General features: G+C 68.3%; 21 protein-coding genes and 5 pseudogenes. 15 read left to right on the top strand and 11 right to left on the bottom strand.

All coding sequences use genetic code 11. The features are described 5' to 3' along the window. Positions 1-306: 306 nt before the first annotated feature. A complete protein-coding gene (locus tag ACZ4N5_RS41510) occupies positions 307-1836 on the bottom strand; it encodes an FAD-dependent monooxygenase (RefSeq protein ID WP_467762152.1) in 1530 nt (509 codons plus the stop codon). A gap of 64 nt (positions 1837-1900) precedes the next feature. On the opposite strand from ACZ4N5_RS41510, the gene ACZ4N5_RS41515 reads away from it, so the two are divergent. Continuing rightward, positions 1901-2236: an ArsR/SmtB family transcription factor gene (locus ACZ4N5_RS41515; protein WP_467762153.1), complete on the top strand. Its 336-nt coding sequence runs from the start codon at positions 1901-1903 to the stop codon at positions 2234-2236. Positions 2237-2517: 281 nt separating this feature from the next. Here the strand turns inward: ACZ4N5_RS41515 and dacB are convergent, their stop codons facing one another. Beyond that, a complete protein-coding gene (dacB, locus tag ACZ4N5_RS41520; RefSeq protein WP_467762154.1) occupies positions 2518-4164 on the bottom strand; it encodes a D-alanyl-D-alanine carboxypeptidase/D-alanyl-D-alanine endopeptidase in 1647 nt (548 codons plus the stop codon). Positions 4165-4381: 217 nt separating this feature from the next. Between dacB and ACZ4N5_RS41525 the strand changes: the two genes are divergently transcribed. The 3 genes from ACZ4N5_RS41525 (at position 4382) to ACZ4N5_RS41535 (ending at position 5750) form a co-directional block, all read left to right on the top strand. Then, positions 4382-4660: a hypothetical protein gene (locus tag ACZ4N5_RS41525; RefSeq protein ID WP_467762155.1), complete on the top strand. Its 279-nt coding sequence runs from the start codon at positions 4382-4384 to the stop codon at positions 4658-4660. A 115-nt stretch (positions 4661-4775) separates the two neighbouring features. Beyond that, the gene (locus tag ACZ4N5_RS41530; protein ID WP_467762156.1) at positions 4776-5021 is read left to right on the top strand and encodes an ATP-binding protein; all 246 of its coding nucleotides are present in this window, start codon (positions 4776-4778) and stop codon (positions 5019-5021) included. 219 nt (positions 5022-5240) lie between these two features. Beyond that, positions 5241-5750, top strand: a complete 510-nt coding sequence (locus tag ACZ4N5_RS41535; protein ID WP_467762157.1) for a F0F1 ATP synthase subunit B family protein — start codon at positions 5241-5243, stop codon at positions 5748-5750. 532 nt (positions 5751-6282) lie between these two features. Here ACZ4N5_RS41535 and ACZ4N5_RS41540 read toward each other — a convergent pair. The 3 genes and pseudogenes from ACZ4N5_RS41540 to ACZ4N5_RS41550 all read right to left on the bottom strand — a co-directional run bounded on the left by ACZ4N5_RS41540 (position 6283) and on the right by ACZ4N5_RS41550 (position 7546). Next, the gene (locus ACZ4N5_RS41540; protein WP_467762158.1) at positions 6283-6687 is read right to left on the bottom strand and encodes a carotenoid oxygenase family protein; all 405 of its coding nucleotides are present in this window, start codon (positions 6685-6687) and stop codon (positions 6283-6285) included. A 106-nt stretch (positions 6688-6793) separates the two neighbouring features. Beyond that, positions 6794-6910: pseudogene (locus tag ACZ4N5_RS41545) on the bottom strand (carotenoid oxygenase family protein); the annotation flags it as partial. Positions 6911-6991: 81 nt separating this feature from the next. After that, on the bottom strand, positions 6992-7546 hold the full coding sequence (locus ACZ4N5_RS41550; protein ID WP_467762159.1) for a hypothetical protein: 555 nt from the start codon (positions 7544-7546) through the stop codon (positions 6992-6994). Positions 7547-7640: 94 nt separating this feature from the next. Here ACZ4N5_RS41550 and ACZ4N5_RS41555 point away from each other — a divergent pair, with 94 nt between their 5' ends. Continuing rightward, positions 7641-8153 (top strand): PadR family transcriptional regulator, encoded by a 513-nt coding sequence (locus tag ACZ4N5_RS41555; protein ID WP_467762160.1) that lies wholly within the window; start codon positions 7641-7643, stop codon positions 8151-8153. 553 nt (positions 8154-8706) lie between these two features. Continuing rightward, a pseudogene (locus ACZ4N5_RS41560) lies at positions 8707-9493 on the top strand (transposase); the annotation flags it as partial. A gap of 19 nt (positions 9494-9512) precedes the next feature. Here ACZ4N5_RS41560 and ACZ4N5_RS41565 read toward each other — a convergent pair. Beyond that, entirely contained in the window at positions 9513-10370 is an 858-nt protein-coding gene (locus ACZ4N5_RS41565; protein ID WP_467762161.1) for an alpha/beta fold hydrolase, read from the bottom strand. A gap of 99 nt (positions 10371-10469) precedes the next feature. Between ACZ4N5_RS41565 and ACZ4N5_RS41570 the strand changes: the two genes are divergently transcribed. From ACZ4N5_RS41570 to ACZ4N5_RS41595, 6 genes and pseudogenes are all read left to right on the top strand, one after another. Continuing rightward, positions 10470-10883: a winged helix-turn-helix transcriptional regulator gene (locus ACZ4N5_RS41570; RefSeq protein WP_467762162.1), complete on the top strand. Its 414-nt coding sequence runs from the start codon at positions 10470-10472 to the stop codon at positions 10881-10883. Positions 10884-10937: 54 nt separating this feature from the next. Then, entirely contained in the window at positions 10938-11807 is an 870-nt protein-coding gene (locus ACZ4N5_RS41575; RefSeq protein ID WP_467762163.1) for an IS5 family transposase, read from the top strand. A gap of 71 nt (positions 11808-11878) precedes the next feature. After that, a complete protein-coding gene (locus tag ACZ4N5_RS41580; RefSeq protein ID WP_467762164.1) occupies positions 11879-12208 on the top strand; it encodes a hypothetical protein in 330 nt (109 codons plus the stop codon). A gap of 56 nt (positions 12209-12264) precedes the next feature. Further along, the gene (locus ACZ4N5_RS41585) at positions 12265-12702 is read left to right on the top strand and encodes a hypothetical protein (protein WP_467762165.1); all 438 of its coding nucleotides are present in this window, start codon (positions 12265-12267) and stop codon (positions 12700-12702) included. A gap of 17 nt (positions 12703-12719) precedes the next feature. Continuing rightward, positions 12720-13574: an acyl-CoA thioester hydrolase/BAAT C-terminal domain-containing protein gene (locus ACZ4N5_RS41590; RefSeq protein ID WP_467762166.1), complete on the top strand. Its 855-nt coding sequence runs from the start codon at positions 12720-12722 to the stop codon at positions 13572-13574. Between the two features lie 818 nt (positions 13575-14392). Next, a pseudogene (locus ACZ4N5_RS41595) lies at positions 14393-14572 on the top strand (ATP-binding protein); the annotation flags it as partial. Between the two features lie 43 nt (positions 14573-14615). On the opposite strand, the gene ACZ4N5_RS41600 reads toward ACZ4N5_RS41595, so the two are convergent. From ACZ4N5_RS41600 to ACZ4N5_RS41610, 3 genes are all read right to left on the bottom strand, one after another. Continuing rightward, positions 14616-15314 (bottom strand): nucleotidyltransferase domain-containing protein, encoded by a 699-nt coding sequence (locus ACZ4N5_RS41600; RefSeq protein ID WP_467762167.1) that lies wholly within the window; start codon positions 15312-15314, stop codon positions 14616-14618. Between the two features lie 227 nt (positions 15315-15541). Continuing rightward, positions 15542-16198 (bottom strand): hypothetical protein, encoded by a 657-nt coding sequence (locus ACZ4N5_RS41605; protein ID WP_467762168.1) that lies wholly within the window; start codon positions 16196-16198, stop codon positions 15542-15544. A gap of 432 nt (positions 16199-16630) precedes the next feature. Continuing rightward, complete coding sequence (locus ACZ4N5_RS41610) at positions 16631-17779, bottom strand: lactonase family protein (RefSeq protein ID WP_467762169.1); 1149 nt, start codon at positions 17777-17779, stop codon at positions 16631-16633. 353 nt (positions 17780-18132) lie between these two features. Between ACZ4N5_RS41610 and ACZ4N5_RS41615 the strand changes: the two are divergent. Next, a pseudogene (locus ACZ4N5_RS41615) lies at positions 18133-18639 on the top strand (PP2C family protein-serine/threonine phosphatase); the annotation flags it as partial. Between the two features lie 240 nt (positions 18640-18879). Here the strand turns inward: ACZ4N5_RS41615 and ACZ4N5_RS41620 are convergent. Beyond that, complete coding sequence (locus ACZ4N5_RS41620) at positions 18880-19395, bottom strand: YceI family protein (RefSeq protein ID WP_467762170.1); 516 nt, start codon at positions 19393-19395, stop codon at positions 18880-18882. 149 nt (positions 19396-19544) lie between these two features. Here ACZ4N5_RS41620 and ACZ4N5_RS41625 point away from each other — a divergent pair, with 149 nt between their 5' ends. Both ACZ4N5_RS41625 and ACZ4N5_RS41630 read left to right on the top strand, forming a co-directional pair. Continuing rightward, positions 19545-20051: a MarR family winged helix-turn-helix transcriptional regulator gene (locus ACZ4N5_RS41625; protein ID WP_467762171.1), complete on the top strand. Its 507-nt coding sequence runs from the start codon at positions 19545-19547 to the stop codon at positions 20049-20051. Between the two features lie 44 nt (positions 20052-20095). Next, positions 20096-20787: pseudogene (locus ACZ4N5_RS41630) on the top strand (transposase). A 132-nt stretch (positions 20788-20919) separates the two neighbouring features. On the opposite strand, the gene ACZ4N5_RS41635 reads toward ACZ4N5_RS41630, so the two are convergent. Continuing rightward, the gene (locus tag ACZ4N5_RS41635) at positions 20920-21600 is read right to left on the bottom strand and encodes a DUF4328 domain-containing protein (RefSeq protein ID WP_467762172.1); all 681 of its coding nucleotides are present in this window, start codon (positions 21598-21600) and stop codon (positions 20920-20922) included. Positions 21601-21808 lie beyond the last annotated feature (208 nt).

Genomic DNA, 21808 nt, shown 5'->3' on the forward strand with positions numbered 1-21808 from the left:
CTTCAGTGGTCCGGCACCCGCCGGCTCCCGCACGTACTGCCACAACTTCGTACGGATGCCCGCGGCTCACTCACCACGTCATTCGGGTCGAGCTTGGCAGTGTCGACACTCAGCTTGCCGACCATCCGCTCCGCGTGACGCAGCACGAGCAGCAGCTCGTCGGAGGCCGGGAAGCACTCGATTTCCGGATGCCACCAAGCGGCCGACCCCAGCACCGAGACTCCGGGAATCTCCCCATGGCATCACGGGACTTCGCACGACGCTCCGCAAAGCCGCAGGTCACGTCATTTCGTCGGGCCCTTCGAATCAGCTGTGTGGGGTGGGCAGCCAACGGTCGAGGTATGCGCGCAGCCCTTCCAGGTCTGCACCGCGAGTGACGTAGCCGAGGTAGCCGTCAGGGCGTACGAGCCCGTGGGCCTCGGTCGGCCAGGGGCTCTCCTGGCCGAGCCGGTGAGTGCTGATCAGGTCGTCTCGTCCACTGAGGAGGGGGGCGAGCAATTCGTCGGACCAGACCGTGAGCGGCCCGGCAAGGAGCAGGTGCCATCCCGGTCCGGCGGTCCGCGCCTGGAGTCCGCGCGGCAGATCGGGGAGCCGGTCACCTGCCCGTGGACTGCGCCTGGACGGACGCGACCCCATCGTGGTGGCAGGGCTGCGCCTGTAATGGATGCCCAGCTCCGACACCGTTCGGAAGACGCGCCCGCGCAGGCCGGTCGCGCGCAGCGCCAACGGGGCCAGGCGTGGGGCGATTTGAGTACGGGCGAGGCGGATGAGCGGGTTGCTGCTCGTGCCGATGGTGAAGGCCCGGTCGGTGAAGCGCAGCACGCGGCGGCCTACCGGCGCTCGCTCGATCTCGTACGTGTCCAACAGTTCCTCCGGCGCCCTGTTCTGGCACACGAGGGCGAGCTTCCAGCCCAGGTTGAGTGCGTCCTGGATACCCGTGTTCATGCCCTGGGCGCCGGCCGGGCTGTGGATGTGGGCCGCGTCGCCGGCGAGGAAGAGGGGCCCCGAGCGGTAGTGGACGGCGCCTCTGTTGTGGAGCCGGAAGTCGGTCATCCACACCGGGTCCCGCAACCCCAGCCGATCAGGCGTGTACTGGTCGACGATCTCCTGCAGGGTCCGCAGCGTCACCTCGACATCCTGGGCGCCCGGAGGCCGCATGGCGAGCATCCGCCAGGTGGCCGGCGAGCCGAGCGGGAAGAAGAACAGCATCCCGGACCCGGTCATGTACGTGTGCACGGCTCCGGGCTCCAGTCCGTCGACCTCCAGGTCGGCGAGCAGGAAGGTCTGCGGATAGGCGTAGCCCTGGAAGCCGATGTCCGCCTCGGTCCGAACCGTGCTGTGCGCGCCGTCGCAGCCCACGACGTACCGGGCGACCACGGTCTCCTCCGCGCCGTCGCCGCGGCGGAGCCGACAGGTCACGGACGAGTCCGTCCGCTCCAGACCGACCAGCTCCGTGCCCCGCTCGACGACCACGTCCCGACCCGCCAGATATTCCGCGAGGACGCTCTCGGTCTCGGCTTGCGAGAGAAACAGCAGGAAGGGGTACGCGGTATCGGCCAGCCCGATGTTGAACAACGGCATCTGCACCACGCGCCCCGGCAGATGCATCCTCAGCTGCATCGCAGGGTTACCACGAGCGACCAGCTCATCCGTCAGCCCGAACCCGGCGAGCGTTTCCAGGGTGCGTGGCTGGATCCCCAACGCACGCGACTCGTGGACCCGGTCGAGGGAGCGGTCGACGATCCGGAAGGCAGCTCCGTAGCTGCGCAGTTGGGTGGCGAGTGCAAGCCCGGTAGGCCCCGCACCCACCACCAGCACGTCCAAAGGCGCCGTCATGAATCCACAGTAGTGCTCGAACCCCTCGACCGAGCATCCTTTCATCGACTATCGTCGATAATCGATGAATGAGTCGACACAGAGCCCAGCACCGCTGAGCGAGAAGGACACCACCGCGTATGCCACGTGGTTCAAGGCGCTGGCCGACCCCATGCGCGTCCGCCTGCTGAACCTGCTCGCCGTCCACCGACGGCCTATGGCCGTCGGCGAGATCGTGGAACACCTACCGATCGGCCAGTCCACGGTCTCCCACCACCTCAAGATCCTCGCCGAGGTGCGCTTCGTTCTTCCCGAAGCGCGGGGCACGTCGACGCGGTACGCCGTCAACGGCAAGTGCCTGGAGTGCTTCCCCGCCGCCGTGCGGGCGATCATGGGCCTGGAGGGCGGGCGTGGCTGCTGAACACATACGGATCGCACCGATGACCACCGCCCACCGGTTGGTTCGGCACCAGGGCGCGTACGGAATCGTGGTCAGTGGGAGGCGGTGGGTGAGGTCTTTGATCCAGAACGTCGGAGAGCGAGCGTAGATGGAGGCAGGGCCACGAATCCGAATCTTCCCCAGCACGGGGGTCAACGGCGGGCTGTCGGTGGCCTGGTCCACGGTCAGGTCAAGCAGCAGCGGGCGGGCACAGGAGGGCCCCGGCCGCGGGGGGCGGTCGGGGCCCTTCGGGTCCGGAGGAATCAGCGGGAGTGGCCCGCGGCCTGCTCCTGCAGCAGGCCGGCGATACGGGCCAGGTCGTCCCCGATATCGATGACCCCTTGGATGTCCGGGGTGGACGCGCCGTTCACCGCGAGGTAGAAGGTGTGCAGGCGTCCGTGGCCGGCGTCGAGGTAGCCGCCGATGGTTTCCGCGCCGACCGCCAGCCGCTCGTTGAGGGCGTCGAGCCCGGCGACCGTACCGGTCTTGGCCCACACCTTGCCCTTGCCGGGGCAGGTGGGTTCGCCGTCGCAGACGAAGGCCAGCAGGCCGTCGACTCCGAGGATCGGCTGGGCCTCGCGGAAGCGGTCCGCGTCCGGGGTTCCCTGCCAGTAGTGCAGCAGCTCGTTCTCCGCCCGCGGGGTCACCCGGTCGACGGGATCGCCGCCGCGGCCGTCGAGGAGCTGCACCTGCGTCGGGTCGACCCCGGCCTTGCGCAGGAAGCGGTTCAGGACCGGGAAGCCGTCGATGCACTGGTGGCTGTCCGCGGTGACGGCCATCAGGCAGATCGCGAGGTTTGCGCCGAGGTTGTGGCTGACCTTGAAGATGAGCTTGGCGTACTGGGCGTAGACCGGCGAGACGTACGCGGCGACGCGCTGCGTACCCGCGTAGGACCGCGGTACGAGGGCGGCCGGGTTGGGGCCGGTCGGTCGAGCGGTCACCCTGACGCCTGTCCGGGCGAGCGCCTCGATGAGCGCGGTGCGCCCGAAGGCCGCCGGGTCCTGGACGTTCGAGATGCGCAGCACCGGCTGCGCGTCGGCGGCGATCGTGCCCGACAGCTTGATCCGCGTGCCGTCGGGTGAGGCGGACACCTGGATGTCCGTGGTCCGGCCCGCGGCGACCGTCCGCACGGTCGAGGTCACCCGGTAGGGCGCGACCTGGGGACGCCAGCTGAGCCGGGCGGGCCGGCCGGGGGCGGTCGGGGTGGACAACAGGTCGATGACGTTGTCGTTGATGATCAACGGGGTGGGCGTCGGATCAAGCGCCGCGTAGGAGGTGAACAGCCGGGTGTCGACGGCCAGGTTCCCGCGCACTTCGGTGATGCCGGAGCGGCGTACCTGACGGGCGATGTGGTTGAGCCCGGCGAGCGGGTTCTCCGGGGTGAGGGTCGCCCCGGGGACGTCGTTGGCGTAGGTGTGGTCGATCGTGGTGTACGACACCGAGCCGTCGGGCGCGGTCCGGCCGCCCATGGTCAGATCGCCCTTCCCGACCAGCACGAGATTGCCGTTCAGCACCGAGCCGTTGCGGCGGCCGACCGCCTGGACGGGGGTCGTGAACCGGTGGTCACCGCCCAGGGCGTTCCAGGCACCGGAGACGCTGACCAGTTTGGCCGTCGACCCGGGGATGAAGAACTGGTCCGGATGCTGCGAGTGGATGACCCGGCCGGTCCTGTCGTCCATCTCCAGCAGCCCCCACTGGGCGTGCTTGTAGGCCGGCTTCTTCATGATGGCGGTGATGTCGGGGCTGAGGCCGCCGCCGTGCGGGCCCATCGAGCCCGCGGCGCCCATCGTCAGGGCACCGGTGACCAGGGCCGCGACGGCGCCGACCCACCCGCGCCGAAACCTGCGGCCCGGCCGGGCGAACCCGGCCTTCTTATTCTGCTGCTGTTTGTGGAACACGGCCGCACACATACCGCGCCGGCCTCCCGTCCCACCCCCGTTCACCCGCCCGGCCCGCGTCCGGGCCCTCCGTGAGGTTGGACGTTCGGCGGCCGGGTCGACGGTGAGGACTCCCCCGCCGCGACCCGGATGCCCTACTTGATGTCGTCGTTCCATGCCGCTTACAAACTGCCGGTGCAACCCGCCTGCCTGGCGATAGCCTGCGGCCGAAACAAGGAAGGTGGGTCCAGTGGGCTTCGACGCAGAACGATCAGCGCGCATCGCCGCCATACAGGAAACCGCCCGGCCCGTCTGGGAAGCCACCGGCGACACGGACACACTCCAACAGTTCCTCAAGGACAACGAGTGCCACGGCGTGGAAGCCGTATTCGTGACCATGGGCCTACTGAACTGCGATCTTGCCGAAGCCCAACGAGCCTTCTTCAACGCCCCATGCCGCGACGCCGAACTCCGCTTCCACAACGAAGTCATGAACGCGCTCGCAGAGGCCGCCGAGAACGACGCCTGACAGCACAGCGGCCCAGACAGGCCCTTGGCTCGGCCATCAAGACTCCACCGACCTTGGCGTGGCAGGCAGACGGCCGAATCATAAAGTTGGTGGCGCAGATCACGGCTGACCAGCCTTGGAGCAGCGCACGTCCTCGTTGGATGAGTTGCAGGCCCTACTCGGGGCCACGATCCTGACGACAAATGTCGTCATCTCCGACTGGGCCGGGGCATTCGGCGACGCCACCGTTGCAGCCGCGATGCTCGACCGGCTCCCGCACCGGGCGGCAGTCGCCGGCATCGACGGCCCGTCCCGCCGCCTTCGCAATCACCAGACCACAGCCGACGCCTTTCGGGCGGGAGTGAACGCACGTGTCTCCTGACCACCCCAACACCCGTGAGGTTACGCACGACATGGCCCGACGCTGCCCGGCCTGCGAGAACGTCTTCACCGTCGAGAGCGGTTCCAGTCGCCGGTTCTTCTGCAAGCCACGCCTCACGCGACCGGTGGGTGAACTCCCCTTACAGTAAGCGGAAGTTGAGAACCTCAAAGGTCGGGGGCGCCGCCCCTGTTCGATCTCCCTCGCTGTACGATCCGCCACATGGGACCTCTGAATCCGCCACGCCCTGAACTCATAGTCGGACTCATCTGTTTCGCCCTGGTCTTCGCCGTCTTTGCGAAAGTCCTGGTTCCGCGCATGGGGAAAATCCTCGCGGCACGTGAAGAGGCGATCGAAGGCACCGCCGAGCGGGCCGTCGCACTGAACGAGGAAGCGCTTCGCATCCTCTCCGAGTACCAGACCGAACTCAGCGCCGCCCGCCACGAAGCCGCCCGGCTCCGCGGGACCGCGACCGAGGAGGGAGCCGCCCTTCTCGCGGCCCTGCGCGTCGAGGGCGTCAAGGAGCGCGAGGACCTCGTGGCGTCGGCCAAGGCGCAACTGGAGGCCGACCGGATCATCGCGGAGGCCGAACTGCATGAGGACATCTTCATGCTGGCCACCGAGCTGGCCGGCCGCATCCTCGGCGAACCCCTCGACAACCTGACCGGTGCACGGGCCCTCGCGGACGAGTTCTTCGCCGGGATCGAGGCCGGGGAACCCGCCAAGGGCTGACCCGGGCCGCGTCCGCCGACGCCCCCGCCCGGCTTCCGCCGGAGCACCGCGGAGACTGCCAGCCGCTGTCACCGAAGGTGATGGAAGGAGCGGCCTACGGCCGTGCCACCGTTGGCAGCTCGGCACGGCCCCGGCCTCGATAGCGACGGGCCGAGTCCTGGAACCTCGGTGGAACCTCCGAGGTCAACCACCAAGAATCGGCAACGACCACCAACAACCGCCCCACTGCAGGTCAGTTGAGGTGGGCCCCCCGCTGACCAGCCCCAAAACCCGGGCGGTCGAAACCCAGGGCATGAAGAAGTAGAGAATGTGATCACGCCCCCGACCTGCGTTCATGCGGGTCGGGGGCGTTTTCACGTCCGGGGCCCACTCCGGGCCCTCAGTAGGGAGGATCGTCCGGCCGCAGAGCCTTGCTGAGAGCCTTCCGCGCGCTCCCGACTGCTTGGCTTGAGGTGGGCGTACACGATCAATCCCGCTGCGCAGGCGGTCGGAAGCTCCACGAAGGGCCACGAGCTGCCTCACTTCGTCCACGTCAAGTTTCACCCGGCCTGCGGGAGCGATCGGCGGCATTGGGCTGTTGTCCCTCCGCAAATAGGCAGGTCCATGAAACGACGTGCTCCGCGGTGACGACGGTGAAGTCGTGCATCAGCGTCGGCCCGGGCACCTCGACCGGCCTGGTGACCACCAGCTCGCCCGAGGCATCCGCGCGGTGCAGGGTGAGATACGGCGCCTCCAGCATCCCGTAGCCGAAGAAGTGCAGCTCCCCGGTGACCGGGCACACCTTCGGGTGCGCGGTCATCGCGGTGCCCGGCTTCCGGCCGAAGTCGTATGCGCCGACCGTGTCCAGGTCGCGGGTGAGCTCGTAGGGCAGGGCCGTCTCGACCACGGCGAGGGTCCGGCCCGCGTGCCGGATGACGTAGGTGTTGGCAGGGCCCACGGTGAGGTCGCGGTGGGCCCTGGTCGTCGTAGGTCCGGACCCCGTCGGTCAAACTGCGGGTGCGTACCCAGCGGTTGCGGTACGAGACGGCCCGGCCGCCCTCCAGCCGGACGCCGTGGATCATGCCGTCGCCGAAGAACCAGTGTCCGGAGGCGGCGTCGGCCGCGTTCGGCCGGTTGCGGAGGTACCAGCCGGCCAGCTCGGCCGGGATCCGCCCGGTCACCGACAAGGTCCTACGCGGCAAGTTCTTCGCCGACCGGGGCGTAGCTGCCCGCCAGAAGGGGCCGGGCCTGTTGCGCGGAGGTCACAGGGCACCGGCCTTGGCCTGGACGTGGGCGATGTAGCGGACGGTGAAAATCATCGGAAGGGCGAAGCCGGCGACCTGGATGAGCGTGGCGGGGGTGGAGTGGGCGTTTCCGGCATGCGCCACGAAGGCGAGCACGACAGCGGACAGGGCGAAGGCCGCGGTCCAGACGGCAGTGATGATGACGTTGGTCCGGATGAACGGCTTGAGCCCCCAGACCTCGCGCGGGGTGGTGCGTTTGGCAATGCCCAAGGTGAACGGCTTGCCGATGGCCAGCGAGACCCCGGCGATGACCGCCAGCGTGCCCGCCGACAGCGCCGCTGAGTAGTCGTGCACGCCCGAGTCGGGGTTGGCGAAGGCGATGACGGCCAGCACGGCGAAGAAGACCGCGGAGCCGATCTCGATGATCAGAGCGTCCGGTCCGACGCCGGACCGCATCTGCTGGACGATCACGGCCACCGCGACCACCAGGGCTGCCAGCGCCGCCCACTGCCAGTTACCCGAGGGCAGCACGGCGAAGACGATCCACGGGAGGAAGGTACGCAGGTAGGACATGAGATCTCCGCTTGCTTCAGCATTTCCGTTCTGACATGTCGAAAGTAGAAGGTTCAGAAGTGACATGTCAAGAGCGGAATGTAGACTGGGCGACATGAGCCTTCGACACGCGCTGCTCGGGCTCCTCTCCGAGCGCCCCGCCAGCGGCTACGACCTGCTGAAACTGTTCGAGACATCGCTGGCCACCGCCTGGCCGGCGACCCAGAGTCAGATCTACACCGAGCTGACCAAGCTGGCGGGCACAGGGCTGATCAAGGTGGCAGCCGAGGGTCCGCGAGGCCGCAAGGAGTACGCCCTCACCGACGAGGGACTGGCCGAACTGCGGCACTGGCTGACCGAGACCAAGCCGCAGCGGAACACCCGCAGCGACATCCTCCTGCGAGTGTTCTTTCTCGGGGTACTGACGCCCGAACAGGCACACGGCTACCTCGCCGAGCTCATCGAGCTGTCCGATCAGGGCTACCAGAGCCTGCGCCGGCTCGAGGAGTCCGTCGACTGGGACGACGGCAGTCTTTCGGTCTACGGCCGGATCGCCCTGGAGTACGGCCTGCGGTTCAACGCCATGCGCCGCGAGTGGGCCGAGTGGGCGGCCGGCCAGATCAGCTGACGGCCGGCGGACCGACGGGAGCGCTGCAGGGACCGGACTTCCCCGTGGAACCGCCTCCGGCGACGGCGTCGAGCGCACCGGTCACGGACCACCAGCTGAGCCTTGCAGTCCAGACCGCAGGTGCGTTCACGCTTCGTAGAGGCGGACGCGAGCGGCGGAGCCCAGGGTCATCGCGTACGGGCCGAGTGATCGCCATCTTTCAGCCATCACTCCCGCATCTTCGCCGAGTTCACGGCGTGCGCAGCCGAGACCTTGCGAAGTGACCGTCCCAGATACGTTCCGGGGCCGACGGAGCCGGTGACGACGCCCCGTAGCGACGGTGCGGCCCCCGGCCGGGCCTGAGGTGGCTTCCTGCCAAGGCTCCCCATCGGGGCGGCTCAGTTGACCTACACCAGCGGGCCGGACGGGCCACGGCGCGGCGGATGTCGTCGGCGCCCACGTAAGAACGTCATCGACCGCTTCGTGTACGCGCGGCTACCCTACGGGGTGCCCGACCCCGGAACGGTTCACTGCGCGACGCCCTGCCCGAGCACGCCCCGACCACGACGATCCCGTACCACCACGTCCTGCGCTCCACTCTCCAACTGGTGGGCACCCACCCGGTCCTGCTAGGCCGAGGCCTCTACCAGGCCGCCATGTTCGGGGCGTTCAGCGCCTTCTGGTCGACGGTCTCCTTCGTCCTGACCGGACCCCGCTTCCACTACTCCCCCATCGGCGTGGGCGTGTTCGCTCTCGTCGGCGCGGCGGGACCGCTCGCCCCGTTCTCAGCTCGCACCGCAGCTACGACAGGATCGTTCGGCCTCGTCCTCGACCAGATCGCCGTCGACGGAGCGATCACCAAGGCACCTGGAGGCGGGGAGGCCACCGGACGTTCACCGGTCGACCGCGGCAACAGGGACTGAAGCGCTCGGGCATGACGGATGGATACGGCACTCCGCTGGGCCCCGTCCAGGCCGGTGCCAACCGCCACGATTCTCGGCTGCTCGCCCCGACTCCGGACCGCCTGGAGGGCCTGGGCCCGTTGCCCCACATCCTCACCGTGCACTGGACGCCGGCTACGACTCGGACACCACCCGCGCTCTGCTCAGCGAACGCGGCCTGCACGGACGCATCGCACGCAAAGGGGAGAAGGCGCCCATTCAGGCCAGTCGGCGTTGGCACGTCGAGCGCACTCACGCGTGGCAGAACGCCTTTCACCGTCTCGCCGGTGCTACGAGCTTCGCGTCACTGTCATTGATGCCTTCTTCGACCTCGCCGACACAATCGCCACCGTGCGCAGCCTGATCCGGCGGTCCTGGACAACTCACCGCTCGGACGAACGCCCGAACCGCCGACCGTGATCCTTCGGCCCTGCTTCAGTCACTTCGGCAGATCGGCGGAGAGGAAGGGAGCAAGGAGCGCGAACAACTCGTCGGGGCGGTCGAGAGGGATGATGTGGCCGCAGTCCTGGAGATGGTGTCCGACCAGGTCATCGGTGATGGGACGGAGTTGGCGTTCGAGCCCGGTGCCGACGGGGTGAGAGCCGACGGCCATGGTGGGCATGGTCAGCCGAGCCGTCGCGACTGCGTCCTGGATCTGCTGCGCGCTGGTGGGCAGGGCCCGGTAATAGGAGAAGGCGCAGCGCAGGGCCTCACTCCCGGTGTACGCGTGGACGAAGGCCGCACGGATGTCGTCGGGTACTCCTCGCCCGAGCGTCCCCGAGTCGAGGAACCAGTCGATGTACGGGGCCTCGTTGCCGGCCAGGACGGTCTCGGCGAGGCCGGGGACGGCGTGGAAGCCGAACCACCACGGGGCACCGCCCGCGACGACCTGCTCCGCTCCGGGCAGGCCGCCGAGCAGTGCCTCCATCACGACCAGGCGCCGGACGAGGCCTGGCCGGCGCAGCGCGAGCAGGACAGCGGGGGCGGTGCCCGCGTCGATGCCGACCACCGCTGCCGAGGGCTCGCCAAGTGCGTCGAGCAGCCCTTCGGCGTCGGCGGCGACGGTACCTGCGTCGTAACCCTCGATGGCACGCGCACTGGCACCGAAGCCTCGGAGGTCCGGGGCGATGACCCGGTACTGCCCGGCCAGTCGGCCCATAATGCCGCTCCAGAGTTGCCAGGTGTGCGGGAAGCCGTGCAGCAGGAGAACCGCAGGTCCGTCCCCGGCGATTGCGACATTGAGTTGGACGCCGTTCGTCGCGATGCGGCGCAGGTGGTGTGCGGTGGTGACGGGCATGACGGCTCCTCAGGTGGTTACCATTGGTGACCACAGAACGATAGGTAACTGTCCGACCGCTGCCTAGACGGCACTTTCAGGGAAGGTGGTGAGCCACAGGTGACCACCCGAGGAACCCGGGCCGCCGGTCGCGGGGTACGCGGCGATCTGTTCGATCCCCATTGCCCGACGCGGCAGTTGCTGGACCGCATCGGTACGAAGTGGACGTCCATGGCCGTCAAGACGCTCGCCGATGCCGCACCGGACGAGGTGCGCTTCGCGGAGCTGAGACGCCGGATGCCCGGCGTCTCACAGAAGATGCTGTCCGTGACGCTGCGAAGCCTGACCCGCGACGGGCTGGTGTCGCGCCGGGTCGAACCGACCGTGCCGCCGCGGGTCTTCTACCGACTCACCGGACTCGGGCTGTCCCTGGAAGCCGCGCTTGCGGGGCTGCGGACCTGGGCGGAGGAGCACATGGCCGAGATCGACCGCGCCAACGAAGCAGCCGACCAAGAGGTCGATGAGGGGGGCTAGGCCGTGTTTTGAAAGTTGGCTCCGTTCCTCGTCCCGCGTCGTGATGATCTCGGTGTGGGGCGAGGGGATCTTTCTGACGAGCAGTGGGCGGTGTTGGAGCCGTTGTTGCCGGTGGTGGTGTTCGGCAGGCCGCCAGCAGGTCGGCGGAGGCTGATTGACGGCATCCGCTGGCGCGTGCGGACCGGTGCTCCGTGGAGGGATCTGCCCTCCGAATACGGACCGTGGCAGACGGTCTACGGACTCTTCCGCCGCTGGCAGCGCGACGGCACCTGGCCCATGCTGCTGGCCAGATTGCAGGCCCGGGCGGACGCGGCCGGGCTGATCACGTGGGAGGTCAACGTCGACTCCACGATCTGCCGGGCCCATCAGCACGCGGCGGGCGCCCGCCGCGACGGACAAGCCCAGAAGGAGCCGCCGGGCGGTATCGGTGTCGAACCCGATGACCACGGCCTGGGCCGGTCCCGGGGAGGCTTCACCACCAAGGTCCACCTGGACTGCGAACAGGGCCAGAAGCCGTTGTCCCTGCTGGTCACCGCCGGACAGCGCGGCGACAGCCCCCAGTTCACGGCCGTCCTCGAAGGCATCCGGGTCCCGCGTGTGGGACCAGGCCGCCCCCGTGTCCGCCCGCTGCGAGTGCGGGGCGACAAGGCGTACTCGTCCCGCGCCAACCGGGCTTACCTGCGTAAACGCGGGATCCGGTGCACGATCCCGGAGCCGGCCAACCAAGTCGGCCACCGCAAGCGGCGCGGGAAGGCCGGTGGGCGGCCTCCGGCCTTCGACCGCGAGGACTACAAGGCCCGGCACGCCGTCGAGTGCGGGATCAACCGGCTCAAGCGCAACCGGGCGGTCGCCACGCGGTTCGACAAACTCGGAGTCCGCTTCGAAGCCACCGTCCTGCTCGCCGCGATCGGCGAATGGTTATGACCGGCCTGAACTGTCGGTTCCCCGTGCCATGCTGACCGCGACCAGGGTGAACGGGCGAAGGAGTGGCACCGATGGGAGCCCAGTACTACGGCGCCGACAGTGAGAACGGTGATCGCATCGACGACCCCTCCGAGGACGCGCTGTTCATGATGATCAGCGACCTCAACGACTCCGACAACACCTTCGTCGTCGTTCAGCCCGACGAGGACGAACCCGTCTGGTTCACCTCGGTGGCCGTCCTGGACAACGGGGGCTACGAGATCGTCCGCCGCGACACCACCCGAGCCGAGCACGAGGTCACCACCTCGACCAGCGTCAATGACACCGCCCGCGACCTCACCATCTGGATGGCCGCCCGCCACTTCCCCGGACGGACAGCCAGGCAGATCACCGACTTCTAAAACACGGCCTAGGCGGGCCAGTTGCGCGCTCAGTACTGGTGGCTGGAGTACTCGAGGTGGCCCGCGTCGCCGCCCCGATACCACGTCGCTTTGTCAGGCCGACGCCGGAGGAGGACTTCGACGCGATGGTGTTGGACACGTCGTTCCACTTCGACGGGCAGGACACGGCGACGGCCGGGGACGCGATGAAGCGGTACTGCGGGCTGCTGGGCGAGCAGGAGATGGAAGGGAAATCGCCGGCGCAGTGGCTGGCGACGAAGGAACTGGTGAAGGACGACGGGGAGATGGTGTTGGAGGACGGCATCTCCCGGTTCCGCCCGAAGCGCGCGAAGATCCTGAAGTCGGCCGTCGAGGGCACCTGTCCGCGGTTGTTCCAACTCTGGTGGCGTGTGGGGCGTCATGATGGAGACCTCCATGTGAGTGGAGGCGGGGTGCGACGTTACTGTGGTACGGGGCCGCGCCCCGCGTTCTGGGCAGTGGTTTCTGTGAGTTGAAGCGACAGGGGAAGCGCGTGGACATCAGTGAGCGCGAGCTGACTGATCCCTGGGAAGGAGTTCTGTTCGCTCCCGCTCGCGGCAGTGAAGTCGGCGTTTTGGTCCTGGCGGGATCCAGCGGGCGCGTCGACCGTGAGCGAGCACGCATCCTCGCTCAGCAGGGCTTCGCAGCCTTGGCGATCCGCTGGTTCGGCGGGCCCGGTCAGCCCCCAGGGATCTGCGAGGTTCCCTTGGAGACCTTCATCGCTGCCATCGACTTCCTCCGACGGGGCGGAGCGCAACGCATCGGAATTCTCGGGACCTCCAAGGGCGCTGAAGCAACCTTGCTTACGGCAGTGCACGACTCGCGCGTGGACGTGGCCATCGCGCTGTCGCCCACCTCGTGGGTCTGGTGCAATGTCGGACCTGGCCGGGACGGAGAACAACATCCGTATCGTTCGTCGTGGACCTGGCGGGAGCGGCCCCTGCCTTTTGTCCCGATGGACGATTCCTGGAATCCCACGGAGCCGGACAGCGGTCCTGTCGCCATCCGCGGATGGTACGAACTGAGCGAGCGGACCTTCGTTCACTCGCTTCCGCTGGCGGAGATCCCCGTGGAAGCGGCCAGAGCCGATCTCCTCTTGGTCGCTGGGGGCGACGACGCGATGTGGCCGTCGCTTCCCTTCGCCGAACAGGTAGCTCAGCGTCGGCGCTCGGCGGGTGCGACCGTGCGCCTGATCGCCCGCGACGACGCCGGCCACCGACCACGCCTTCCTGGCGAGAGTCCGGCGCCGGCGTCCTCGCGCTTCAAATACGGGGGCACATCTGAGGCTGACGCGCTTCTGGGCGAGGCTGCCTGGCCCCACATCCTCGACACGCTTGCCGGCAGGTGATCGAGAAGCCCCTCTCGACTCCTGATCTGCGGGATTCCGAGGTCAGCAATCCGGGTGGTGCTCTGGTTCCTGATGCGATCCATGGCGGTGAGCTTGCTGCGGGCGGCTTCGAGGCTGCCCCTGAGACCTTCTTCCTCGCCCAACCAGGCGTTGACTTTGGCTCTGCTCCCCGCGCGCGCAAAAATGAGCCCCGCACGTCCCGGGTCTGCTGGTCCCCGTCGACCTGCTCCCCGCGCGCGGGGATGTTCCGGCTGACCCCGTGTGACCTGAACCCAGGGCTTCGTCGGTCCTTCCCGCCGACGCGGGGTGTTCCAGTCGGCCGCCTTCGCGGGGGTGCTCCGGTATCGGCGATATCCGCGCTGCGCCTGTCCGATGCGGCGATGGCCCGTGCAGCGGACTGAGTGGCACGAGGAGATCTGGTCCTACTCCTGGTGCTAGGCCGCCGCGCTTGTTTGTGGTGAGTGGTTCGAGATCGTGCGGCCGCCGTACCTGCCAATGGAGATGCGCTGAGAAGTGGCCGTTGCGAACGGCCTTCCTACTGATGTCGCCCACGCCTTCGGAATCTTCGACAGGACGCTGTGCGGAATCCAGGGGGTCGGCATGGCGCCGTCTGACTACTGGTCGCTGCTGAGAGGGAGAACGCCTGCGGCGCCGGCCATGGAGCGGCGATGGTCATCGATGAGCGCTGGCCGCAGACCATGAGGAGCGATGACACGCTGGTAATTGTGGCTCGGCCGCCGGTCACCGGCCACCGGATAGGCGGCTTTGTTGGTGAGTTACGAGAGCGCCTGTAGCTCAGAGGCGAGAGCGCCCTCTTCTTGGCGATCGCCTCGAACGAATCGTTCTCCGGCTGGACCAAGACCTTCACGGATCCCCGCCTCTGCGCAGCCATCGTCGACCGCCTCACCTTCGGCGGAAACATCATCGAGACCGGTACCGACTCCTACCGCCCTGCCACCACCCGCGCCCGCGCTGAACAACAGGCCTCAGCTGGCTGATCGCGGCCATACTCCTGAGGCGGTGTGCTTGCGCCACGCCAACTCATCGGATGGCATACCCGTCCCACAGCGGACCGCCGGCCAGCTCCAGCACCTCTGCCACGACCGCGGCGAAGACCTTCGCATCCCCGGCGATCGCCTGCGGGGCAGCTTCGGACAACGCGCGGTGGACCCCGGGGTCGGCCGCAGCCAGCCGCCGCGACAGCCACTTGCCTCCGCCCAGCCAGTGCCCGCCGACCAGGAGGACCAACTCCGAGGCACGCTGCAGCATGTGCGAGACCAAGTAGACCTGCTCTGCTGGGTCCGCGCAGCCACGCAGGTCATCGAGCAAGTCGGTCAGGACGTACCGCTGGTAGTCGCGCTCACGGTCCGAGAGCGGCGGCGGGCCCGCGGCCCAACGCTTTCGCGCCTCGTCCTGGAGCGAAGCGCCCAACCCGTCCGTGTCCACCAGGAGCATGCCGTCAGCACACATGGCGAGCAGCGGCGAACTCCGCTTCGCGGTCTCCTGGTCGGCGAAGCTGTGCCAGACAGCCTCCGTTTGCACGAACAGCTCCACCGGCCAGCCGCGATACACCAGGTTCTCCCGGCTGGGGGCGGGCGGCCCATCCAAGAGAACCACGATGTCCAGATCAGATGTGGGCGTCCGGCGGTCGGTCAACACGCTGCCGGCGAGGAAGGCCGCCCGGGCGGCAGGAAATCGGTCCCGCACCAGTTCGCGGGCGGTGAGCACGGGGTCATCCATGATCGCAGCGTACGTGCCGACGTCGGTCCCGTAGGAGGGCGGGTGCACCGCACCACAGCGGGTGCTCCTACTTCTCATCCACTAAGGCTCGCCGCGCCGCGCCCTCGTCCAGGCCCAGCGCTGCCGCCACCTGCTCGGGGTGCGCGTCCTGCTGTGCCGTGCGGGCCCGGGTTCCCGATGCGTCGCCCCTGAACACTCGGTATGGCAAGGCCCCGCCGGCCTATCGGTCACATCGACAACTTCTCCCACTTCGCCTCGACGCTCCAGGGCCGAGCACCGCGCGCGAAGTCAGCGAACACAGCGACGACCTGCTCGAGGTCGGGCAGCACACAGCGGTAGTGACGATCAGGTGAGCCGTCACGGTGCTCGACTCCGAAGCCGCCCGAGGCCACACCAGCCCGCGACCCGGTCCCGACCTGGACATACCGGCCCTCGCTCCCCTCCAGGATCACGAACCAGTTGTCCGCCGACAGGCGCCGCACCGCCCGCTCAACGGTCTCGGCATCCGGATCCTCCACCTGAAGGCCGACACACGACTGCAGCTGCAACGCGTCGGGGCTCCGCAGGCCAGGCGGGACATGGACCACTCCGGCCTGGGGATCGAAGCACACCAACCCGTGTTCACCGGACAGTTCGACGATGCGCGGAGCCACCTCTGCCACACGGCCCCACTCCATCGGCATCAGCACGCACTCCTCGGAGACGTCCAAGCCGGCCGACCAAGGCGAAGCGAGATCCGGCGGCTCGGGAAGATCCGCAACCAGGGCCTGATGGAACCTCGCCACGGCCGGGCTCCCGACAACCACTCCAGATGCGCCCTCGCACATACGCCGATACTTCTGCACAGCCTCCGCGCGCGACGGACGCGTCTGCTCGAACCACACCGCAAGATCAAAACTCATGATCCCCCACCCACCCGGAGCCCACCCCCGATCGCCGGTGATACTAAGCGACACCACTGACATCCCAGGGTCAACTCCGGAACACGCTCTTTGCTGCCCACCCTCCTCACACACTTCAAGTTCCAAGGGAGGCACTGTTGCCGCGCTCACGCGACCTGGCGAGCGTCGCGATCTGCGGCGGGGCGGCTCCTGCGGACGCGGTCGAGGCGATCAACCGGCGGGTCCGCGCGGCCGCCCGTTTTCCTGGAGCGACGGGCCGTCAGCTGGCTCGCAGTGCGGCCACGCCCGTCACCACCGCGCAGGCCGGGATCGCTCAGCAGACGGTCGCCCACTTGATGGGGCACCTGCGGAATGAGGCGGCTGCGGCCCCGCCTGGTGGGCGGGGCCGCGGTCTTGCGCCGTGCGTGTGGCCGGTCAGGGGGCGACGATGCCTTCGCCGCCGACGGCTCCCGGTACGGTCCGGGAGCCAAGCGGGGTGAGTGAGCCGTCGTGGTTGACCGCGAACTCGTCGACGATGCCGTTGACCCCTGTCTGGACGTAGAGGTAGTGCCCGTCCGGGGTGGTCGCGGCGTCGACGGTGCCGGGGTCGGTGGGTGTGTTGCCCAGGGGGGTCAGTCGGCGGCCGTGGTCGGAGGCGCGGAAGCCGCTGAGGGTCGAGCTGCCCGCGTTGGAGGCGTAGAGAAGGCTGCGGGCGGCGACGATCCAGCAGGTGGCCGACTGGCCGGTGGGCGCGAAGGCCTCCTGCGATGCGGTGCCGTCGCGGTGGATGGTGAAGGTCGCGACGGCGTTCGTCCCGGCCTCGGCCAGGAACAGGCCGTGGCGGCCGTTGGGGACGAAGGCGAAGGGCACGGCGCCCGGCAGATTCGTGGTGACCGGGGAATGGGCCGGTGCGCCGGAGCGGTTCAGGTTGAACACCAGGAGGTTGCTGCCGTTCGCCTTGGTGGTGACGACGAGCTGGGAACCGTCGCCGGTGAAGCCCACCTGCCCCGGGGTGTTGGTGAACTGGGGCGTGGCGTTCGGGTCGAGCCCCAGACGGCGGTTCCGTCCGGCCTCCTTGTGCAGGCGGCCGTGGTCGACCGTGTAGCCCTGGATCGACCCGCCGTTCAGGGCGTTGAGCACGTACACGTCGTCGTCGTGCACGGCGATGCTCACCGGGAAACGGCCGCCGGAGCGGACGACCTGCCGCAGTGCCAGGCGGTCGCCGTCGACCGAGAACACGGAGACGGTGTCGCTGCCCGCGTTGACGGCATACAGCAGGGCGTGGCGCGGGTCGTAGGTCAGGGAGCCCTGCGAGGCGAGGTGGTCGGCGACCGACCCGGCCAGCACGCCCCCGAGACCGTGCGTGTCGTAGGTGCGGGCCTGGGTCAGCCGCCCGCTCTCCGCACGCCGGTAGGCGACGATCTGGTTACCCGCCGGATTGTCGGTCTGGACGAAGACCGCATGGTGGCCGCCGCGGTCGTGCCCGTCGCCACCGTGTGCCGCAGCGGACACGGACGGGGTGCATACGGCTGCTGTGGCGAGCGCGGTCGCGACGGCCATGCCGAGACGAGTGATCTTCTGCACGATGTTCTGCCTCCACGAAGAACCGGGATCGACGTCTCGCGGGAGGCCTGCGCCTCTGGTCGAGCCAGATTCGGGCACCGTGGCCGCGAGCGGAGACGACATGGAGAGGGCCGTGGTGGGCGTGCACGCTACGCCGACAGCGTCTCCGTGCGTGAGCCACCACTACTCCTCGCCGACAAGGTATGTGATGATTTGTCGGAATTCTTGGAGGTGCTGCGGTTCGGCGCTGCCGCGCGGCTCGCCGGAGTTGAGGGCGTCTGGAAAGCCCGTCAGCGGGCGGGCATTGCAAGGCGTCGCAGGAGGAGCATGGCCATAGCGAGGTAGATGGCTCTCTCCCGGCGGTGTGTCCATCCCATCTCGACGAGCAGGCACAGCGGCTCGGGACCGACCGGATGGCGACGTGCCTGTACGCCGTCTACGACCCGGTGTCGCACCGGATCACCATCGCCAACGCGGGTCATCCGCCGCCGGTGCTGCTGCATCTGGGCGGGCGGGCCGAGGTGCTGCGGGTGCCGCCGGGTGCCCCCATCGGCGTGGGCGGGGTCGATTTCGAGGCGGTGGAGCTGGACGCGCCCGCCGGGGCGACGCTGCTGCTGTACACCGACGGGCTGGTCGAGTCGCGGCTTCGGGACGTCTGGACCGGGATAGAGCAGCTGCGGGAGAAGCTCGCGGCCGTCGCGGCGCTGACCGGACCCGATCATCCGCCGCCGCTGGAAGCGCTGTACGACGAGGTGCTGGACATGCTCGGCCCGGGGGACCGGGACGACGACATCGCGCTGCTCGCCGCACGCTTCGACGGGATCGCGCCGAGCGACGTCGCGTACTGGTTCCTGGAGCCCGAGGACGCGGCGCCGGGCCGTGACCTGGGTCCTGAACACAGCGGCCCCGCACAACGGCTGAGCCTCATCCGGGGGGGGAACACCGCAGGTGCGCACACGAGCAGTCGCGCCGGTTCCCCGGCGGGCGGGGGAGGCCGGGCACCTGGGGTGCGTCGGCCCAGCCCCCGGACTCCACGCCCGGCTCAACTCCAACGGCCAGGGCACCGGCGGCGCGCATGCGCCGTTCAAGTGTCCGAGTCAGGGGGCGAGCACATCGGCTCTTCAGACGACCGCACGGGCGAAGGTGAGCGTCGCGGTGACAGTGGTCCGGCCGCGGATCATACCCAGCTGATTCCAGCCCATCCCGAACTGCTCCCGATCCACGGTGAACTCCGTGGCAAGGCTGATCGCGTCGTCGCTCGATGCGGTGACGTGGGCGGTGACGGTCTGTGGGCTGCTGGTACCCCGGACGGTCAACTGTCCGGTGATCTCGGCGGTGTCGGCCTGGGACACCGCTGCGGCGTTGACGGCGAAAGCGAGAGTCGGGTGGTTTTCGGTGTCGAAGAAGTCACTGCCGCGCAGGTGCTCGTCCCGCTTCGCGTTCCTGGTGTCCAGAGATGTCGCGTCCAGTGTGACAACACCGTGGGCGGTCCCGTCGGGCTTGGTCTCACCCTGGCCTGTGATGTTGCCGAAGGTGCCCTTCACCGTGACGAGGCCCCATATTGTCCGGTGCGCGATGGCCACGGTGGAGCGGGCGGGATCCAGCTGCCACAGGCCGGTTTCGATGACGACGGTCATGGAGGTTCTCCGGGAGAGTTGAGGAAGGGAACAGGGAAGCCGCATCCGCGATCCGAGTGCCGGGATCGCGACCCAGTAGTCCAAATTTGGATGACCCCGCGCACGCTAGCGGGTTATCCAAAAATGGACAACCGTTAGACTGTGACACCATGGCCGACTCTCCCGCCCCCGCCGATCAGCCCGAACGCGAGCCATCGGACGACACCGGACTTCTGCCCGCCGAACTGCGCTCCTGGATGCAGCTGTTGGCCGCGGCCGGCACGATCGAGCAACAGCTCCGCTCACGGGTGAAGGACGCAACGGGGATCTCGCACGACGAGTTCCTGGTGCTGTGCCTGCTCGCCGATCAGCCCGGCTCCAGCCTGCGGATGACACGGATCGCGGAACTGCTGGGCCGCCCCAAGACGCGGCTGACCTACCAGGTGGCCTGCCTGCAGCACGCGGGACTGATCACCAAGAACTCCGCATGCGGCGACCGGCGCGGCGTCGAGGTGGCACTCACCGACAAGGCCCGCATTCTGCTGAGCGAATCATCCCGCCCCCTCGCCGACGCAGTCTCTGAGGCCATCGCGCGAACGGCCTGCGCCCAGCGGTACACGCAGTTGCAGTACCTGCTGCCGACGAGCCAGGGCTCCGGGGAGCACGCCAGCGAGTAGAACAAGTAGTCGCAGGGAACCGAAGCCCGCGCACCTTCGGGTGGTTGCTGACAGCCCTGCGCCGCGAGGGCGCCGACGCACACAGGCAGGGCCGGCCCTGGAAGCTTGCGTTGGAAGACCGAATGCTGTTGGTCACCGCGTACTTGCGGACCAACCTCGCCCTGCCCCAACTGGCGCCGCTGTTCGGAGTGTCGAAGTCCGCCGCCGACCGAGTCATCCACGACCTCGGCCCGAAGCTCGTACTCAAGTCACGGAGGCGATTCGCGAAGGGGACGGTGCTCGTCCTGGAGGGAACCTTGGTGCCCACACGCGGCCATGCAGTCGTCGAGCAGTCGAAGAATTGCCGGTACCCCACCAACCACCAGGTCGTCATCGACGCCGACACCCGGCTGGTCGTAGATATCGGCCGGCCGGTGCCCGGCAACCGGAACGACTGCAAGGCGTGGGCGTTTCCGGTGCCAAAGACGCGGTTGCAAGATCACGGTGATTCGCCGACAGTGCGTACCGCGGCACCAGGCTGGTTATCCCGCACCGCCACCAGCCTGGTCAGGCCGATCTCCCGGCCTGGAAAGAGGAACACAATGCTTCCCACCGCAAGGTCCGCGCACGCGTCGAGCACACCTTCGCCCGGATGAAGGGCCGGATGATTCTCCGCGACTGCCGTCTGAAGGGCGACAGTGTTCACCACGCCATGCGCGGCATCGCCCGTCTGCACAACCTCTGCCTCGCCGAGTGACTGACTCAGCAGGTCACTCAGCACAACTGAGATCATTGAGCGGGTGAGGCTCCGCCGGCCTACGAGACCATCTGCTTGCCTCGGCCATTGAGACTCCACCGAGCGCGTGAGGATGCCCGTGCCCAGGGATCCTCAAGACACAAGTTGGTCCGTCGAGCAGACCTCAGCGGGCGCTGCCGCAGGCTGGGTGGCGCGCTCCAATCTGCGAATGAGCTGCCAGACGACGACGATCGACAGCGCAGCGGCACAGATGTCCAGGCCATCGCTGAACATGATCTGGCGCAGGGCATGACGCGCTTGGCTCGCGCTGACTGCCTTCTTCAGTGCTTTGGGGGCATCGTTGTATGCGTTCGCCGCCACGAGGACAGACAGCCACCATGCCGTGAGCAGGGGATGTCCGCGACGGCGCTGCGGTTCCGGCTGGCTGGCAGCCCAGAGGTCGTTGATGAACATCTTGGGTATGAAGAGCTGCGCCACCGGTATCACCCAACCGAAGACCAGCCACGCCCTGCGCCGACGCTGGCCCTGGTGCCACAGCACATCCGCGACGTCGCGCATGTTGGCGAGCCAGATGCTGAACTGAAGCAGGGCCACGAGGAGCAGGCCCGTGCGCCAGCCCATCAGGTTTCTGAAATACGCGTCGACCTCGACCAGCGGGTTGTCTACATACGGTCCCGACGCCGGCGTTCCCGCCAGCAGTTGGTACTTGTACCACGCTGTCAGCCCGGCCGCGACAGACACCAACGCGAACGCGGCGAGCGCGACGGAGGTAAACCGTGCCTGTCCGCGCGGCAACCTGACTGCTTCAGCCACTTCACACCTCCTGGGAGCCGCCCGTTCGGACTTCCCGCAGGTCGGCAGCGGATCTTAACTCCCAGGGAAGCTGTTGCCACAGCGTCTCGCCAGGTCAAGACCGCCCAGGTGAGCTGAGGTTCCCCCGAGATGCGGGGAAAGGTGACAGCAGGTCAGATGGGTCTCATGAGAGGAGCCCAGAAGATGCCTGCCCCGAGGAAGTACCCGC

The sequence above is a fragment of the Streptomyces sp. NPDC026500 genome (assembly GCF_055567635.1).

Bases quoted from the DNA above. Each gene is read 5' to 3' on its own strand.
- ACZ4N5_RS41625 (WP_467762171.1), top strand. From the start codon at position 19,545: ATGGCCGACTCTCCCGCCCCCGCCGATCAGCCCGAACGCGAGCCATCG.
- ACZ4N5_RS41515 (WP_467762153.1), top strand. From the start codon at position 1,901: ATGAATGAGTCGACACAGAGCCCAGCACCGCTGAGCGAGAAGGACACC.
- ACZ4N5_RS41555 (WP_467762160.1), top strand. From the start codon at position 7,641: ATGAGCCTTCGACACGCGCTGCTCGGGCTCCTCTCCGAGCGCCCCGCC.
- ACZ4N5_RS41535 (WP_467762157.1), top strand. From the start codon at position 5,241: ATGGGACCTCTGAATCCGCCACGCCCTGAACTCATAGTCGGACTCATC.
- dacB (WP_467762154.1), bottom strand. From the start codon at position 4,164: ATGTGTGCGGCCGTGTTCCACAAACAGCAGCAGAATAAGAAGGCCGGG.
- ACZ4N5_RS41565 (WP_467762161.1), bottom strand. From the start codon at position 10,370: ATGCCCGTCACCACCGCACACCACCTGCGCCGCATCGCGACGAACGGC.
- ACZ4N5_RS41600 (WP_467762167.1), bottom strand. From the start codon at position 15,314: ATGGATGACCCCGTGCTCACCGCCCGCGAACTGGTGCGGGACCGATTT.
- ACZ4N5_RS41510 (WP_467762152.1), bottom strand. From the start codon at position 1,836: ATGACGGCGCCTTTGGACGTGCTGGTGGTGGGTGCGGGGCCTACCGGG.
- ACZ4N5_RS41620 (WP_467762170.1), bottom strand. From the start codon at position 19,395: ATGACCGTCGTCATCGAAACCGGCCTGTGGCAGCTGGATCCCGCCCGC.
- ACZ4N5_RS41580 (WP_467762164.1), top strand. From the start codon at position 11,879: ATGGGAGCCCAGTACTACGGCGCCGACAGTGAGAACGGTGATCGCATC.
- ACZ4N5_RS41550 (WP_467762159.1), bottom strand. From the start codon at position 7,546: ATGTCCTACCTGCGTACCTTCCTCCCGTGGATCGTCTTCGCCGTGCTG.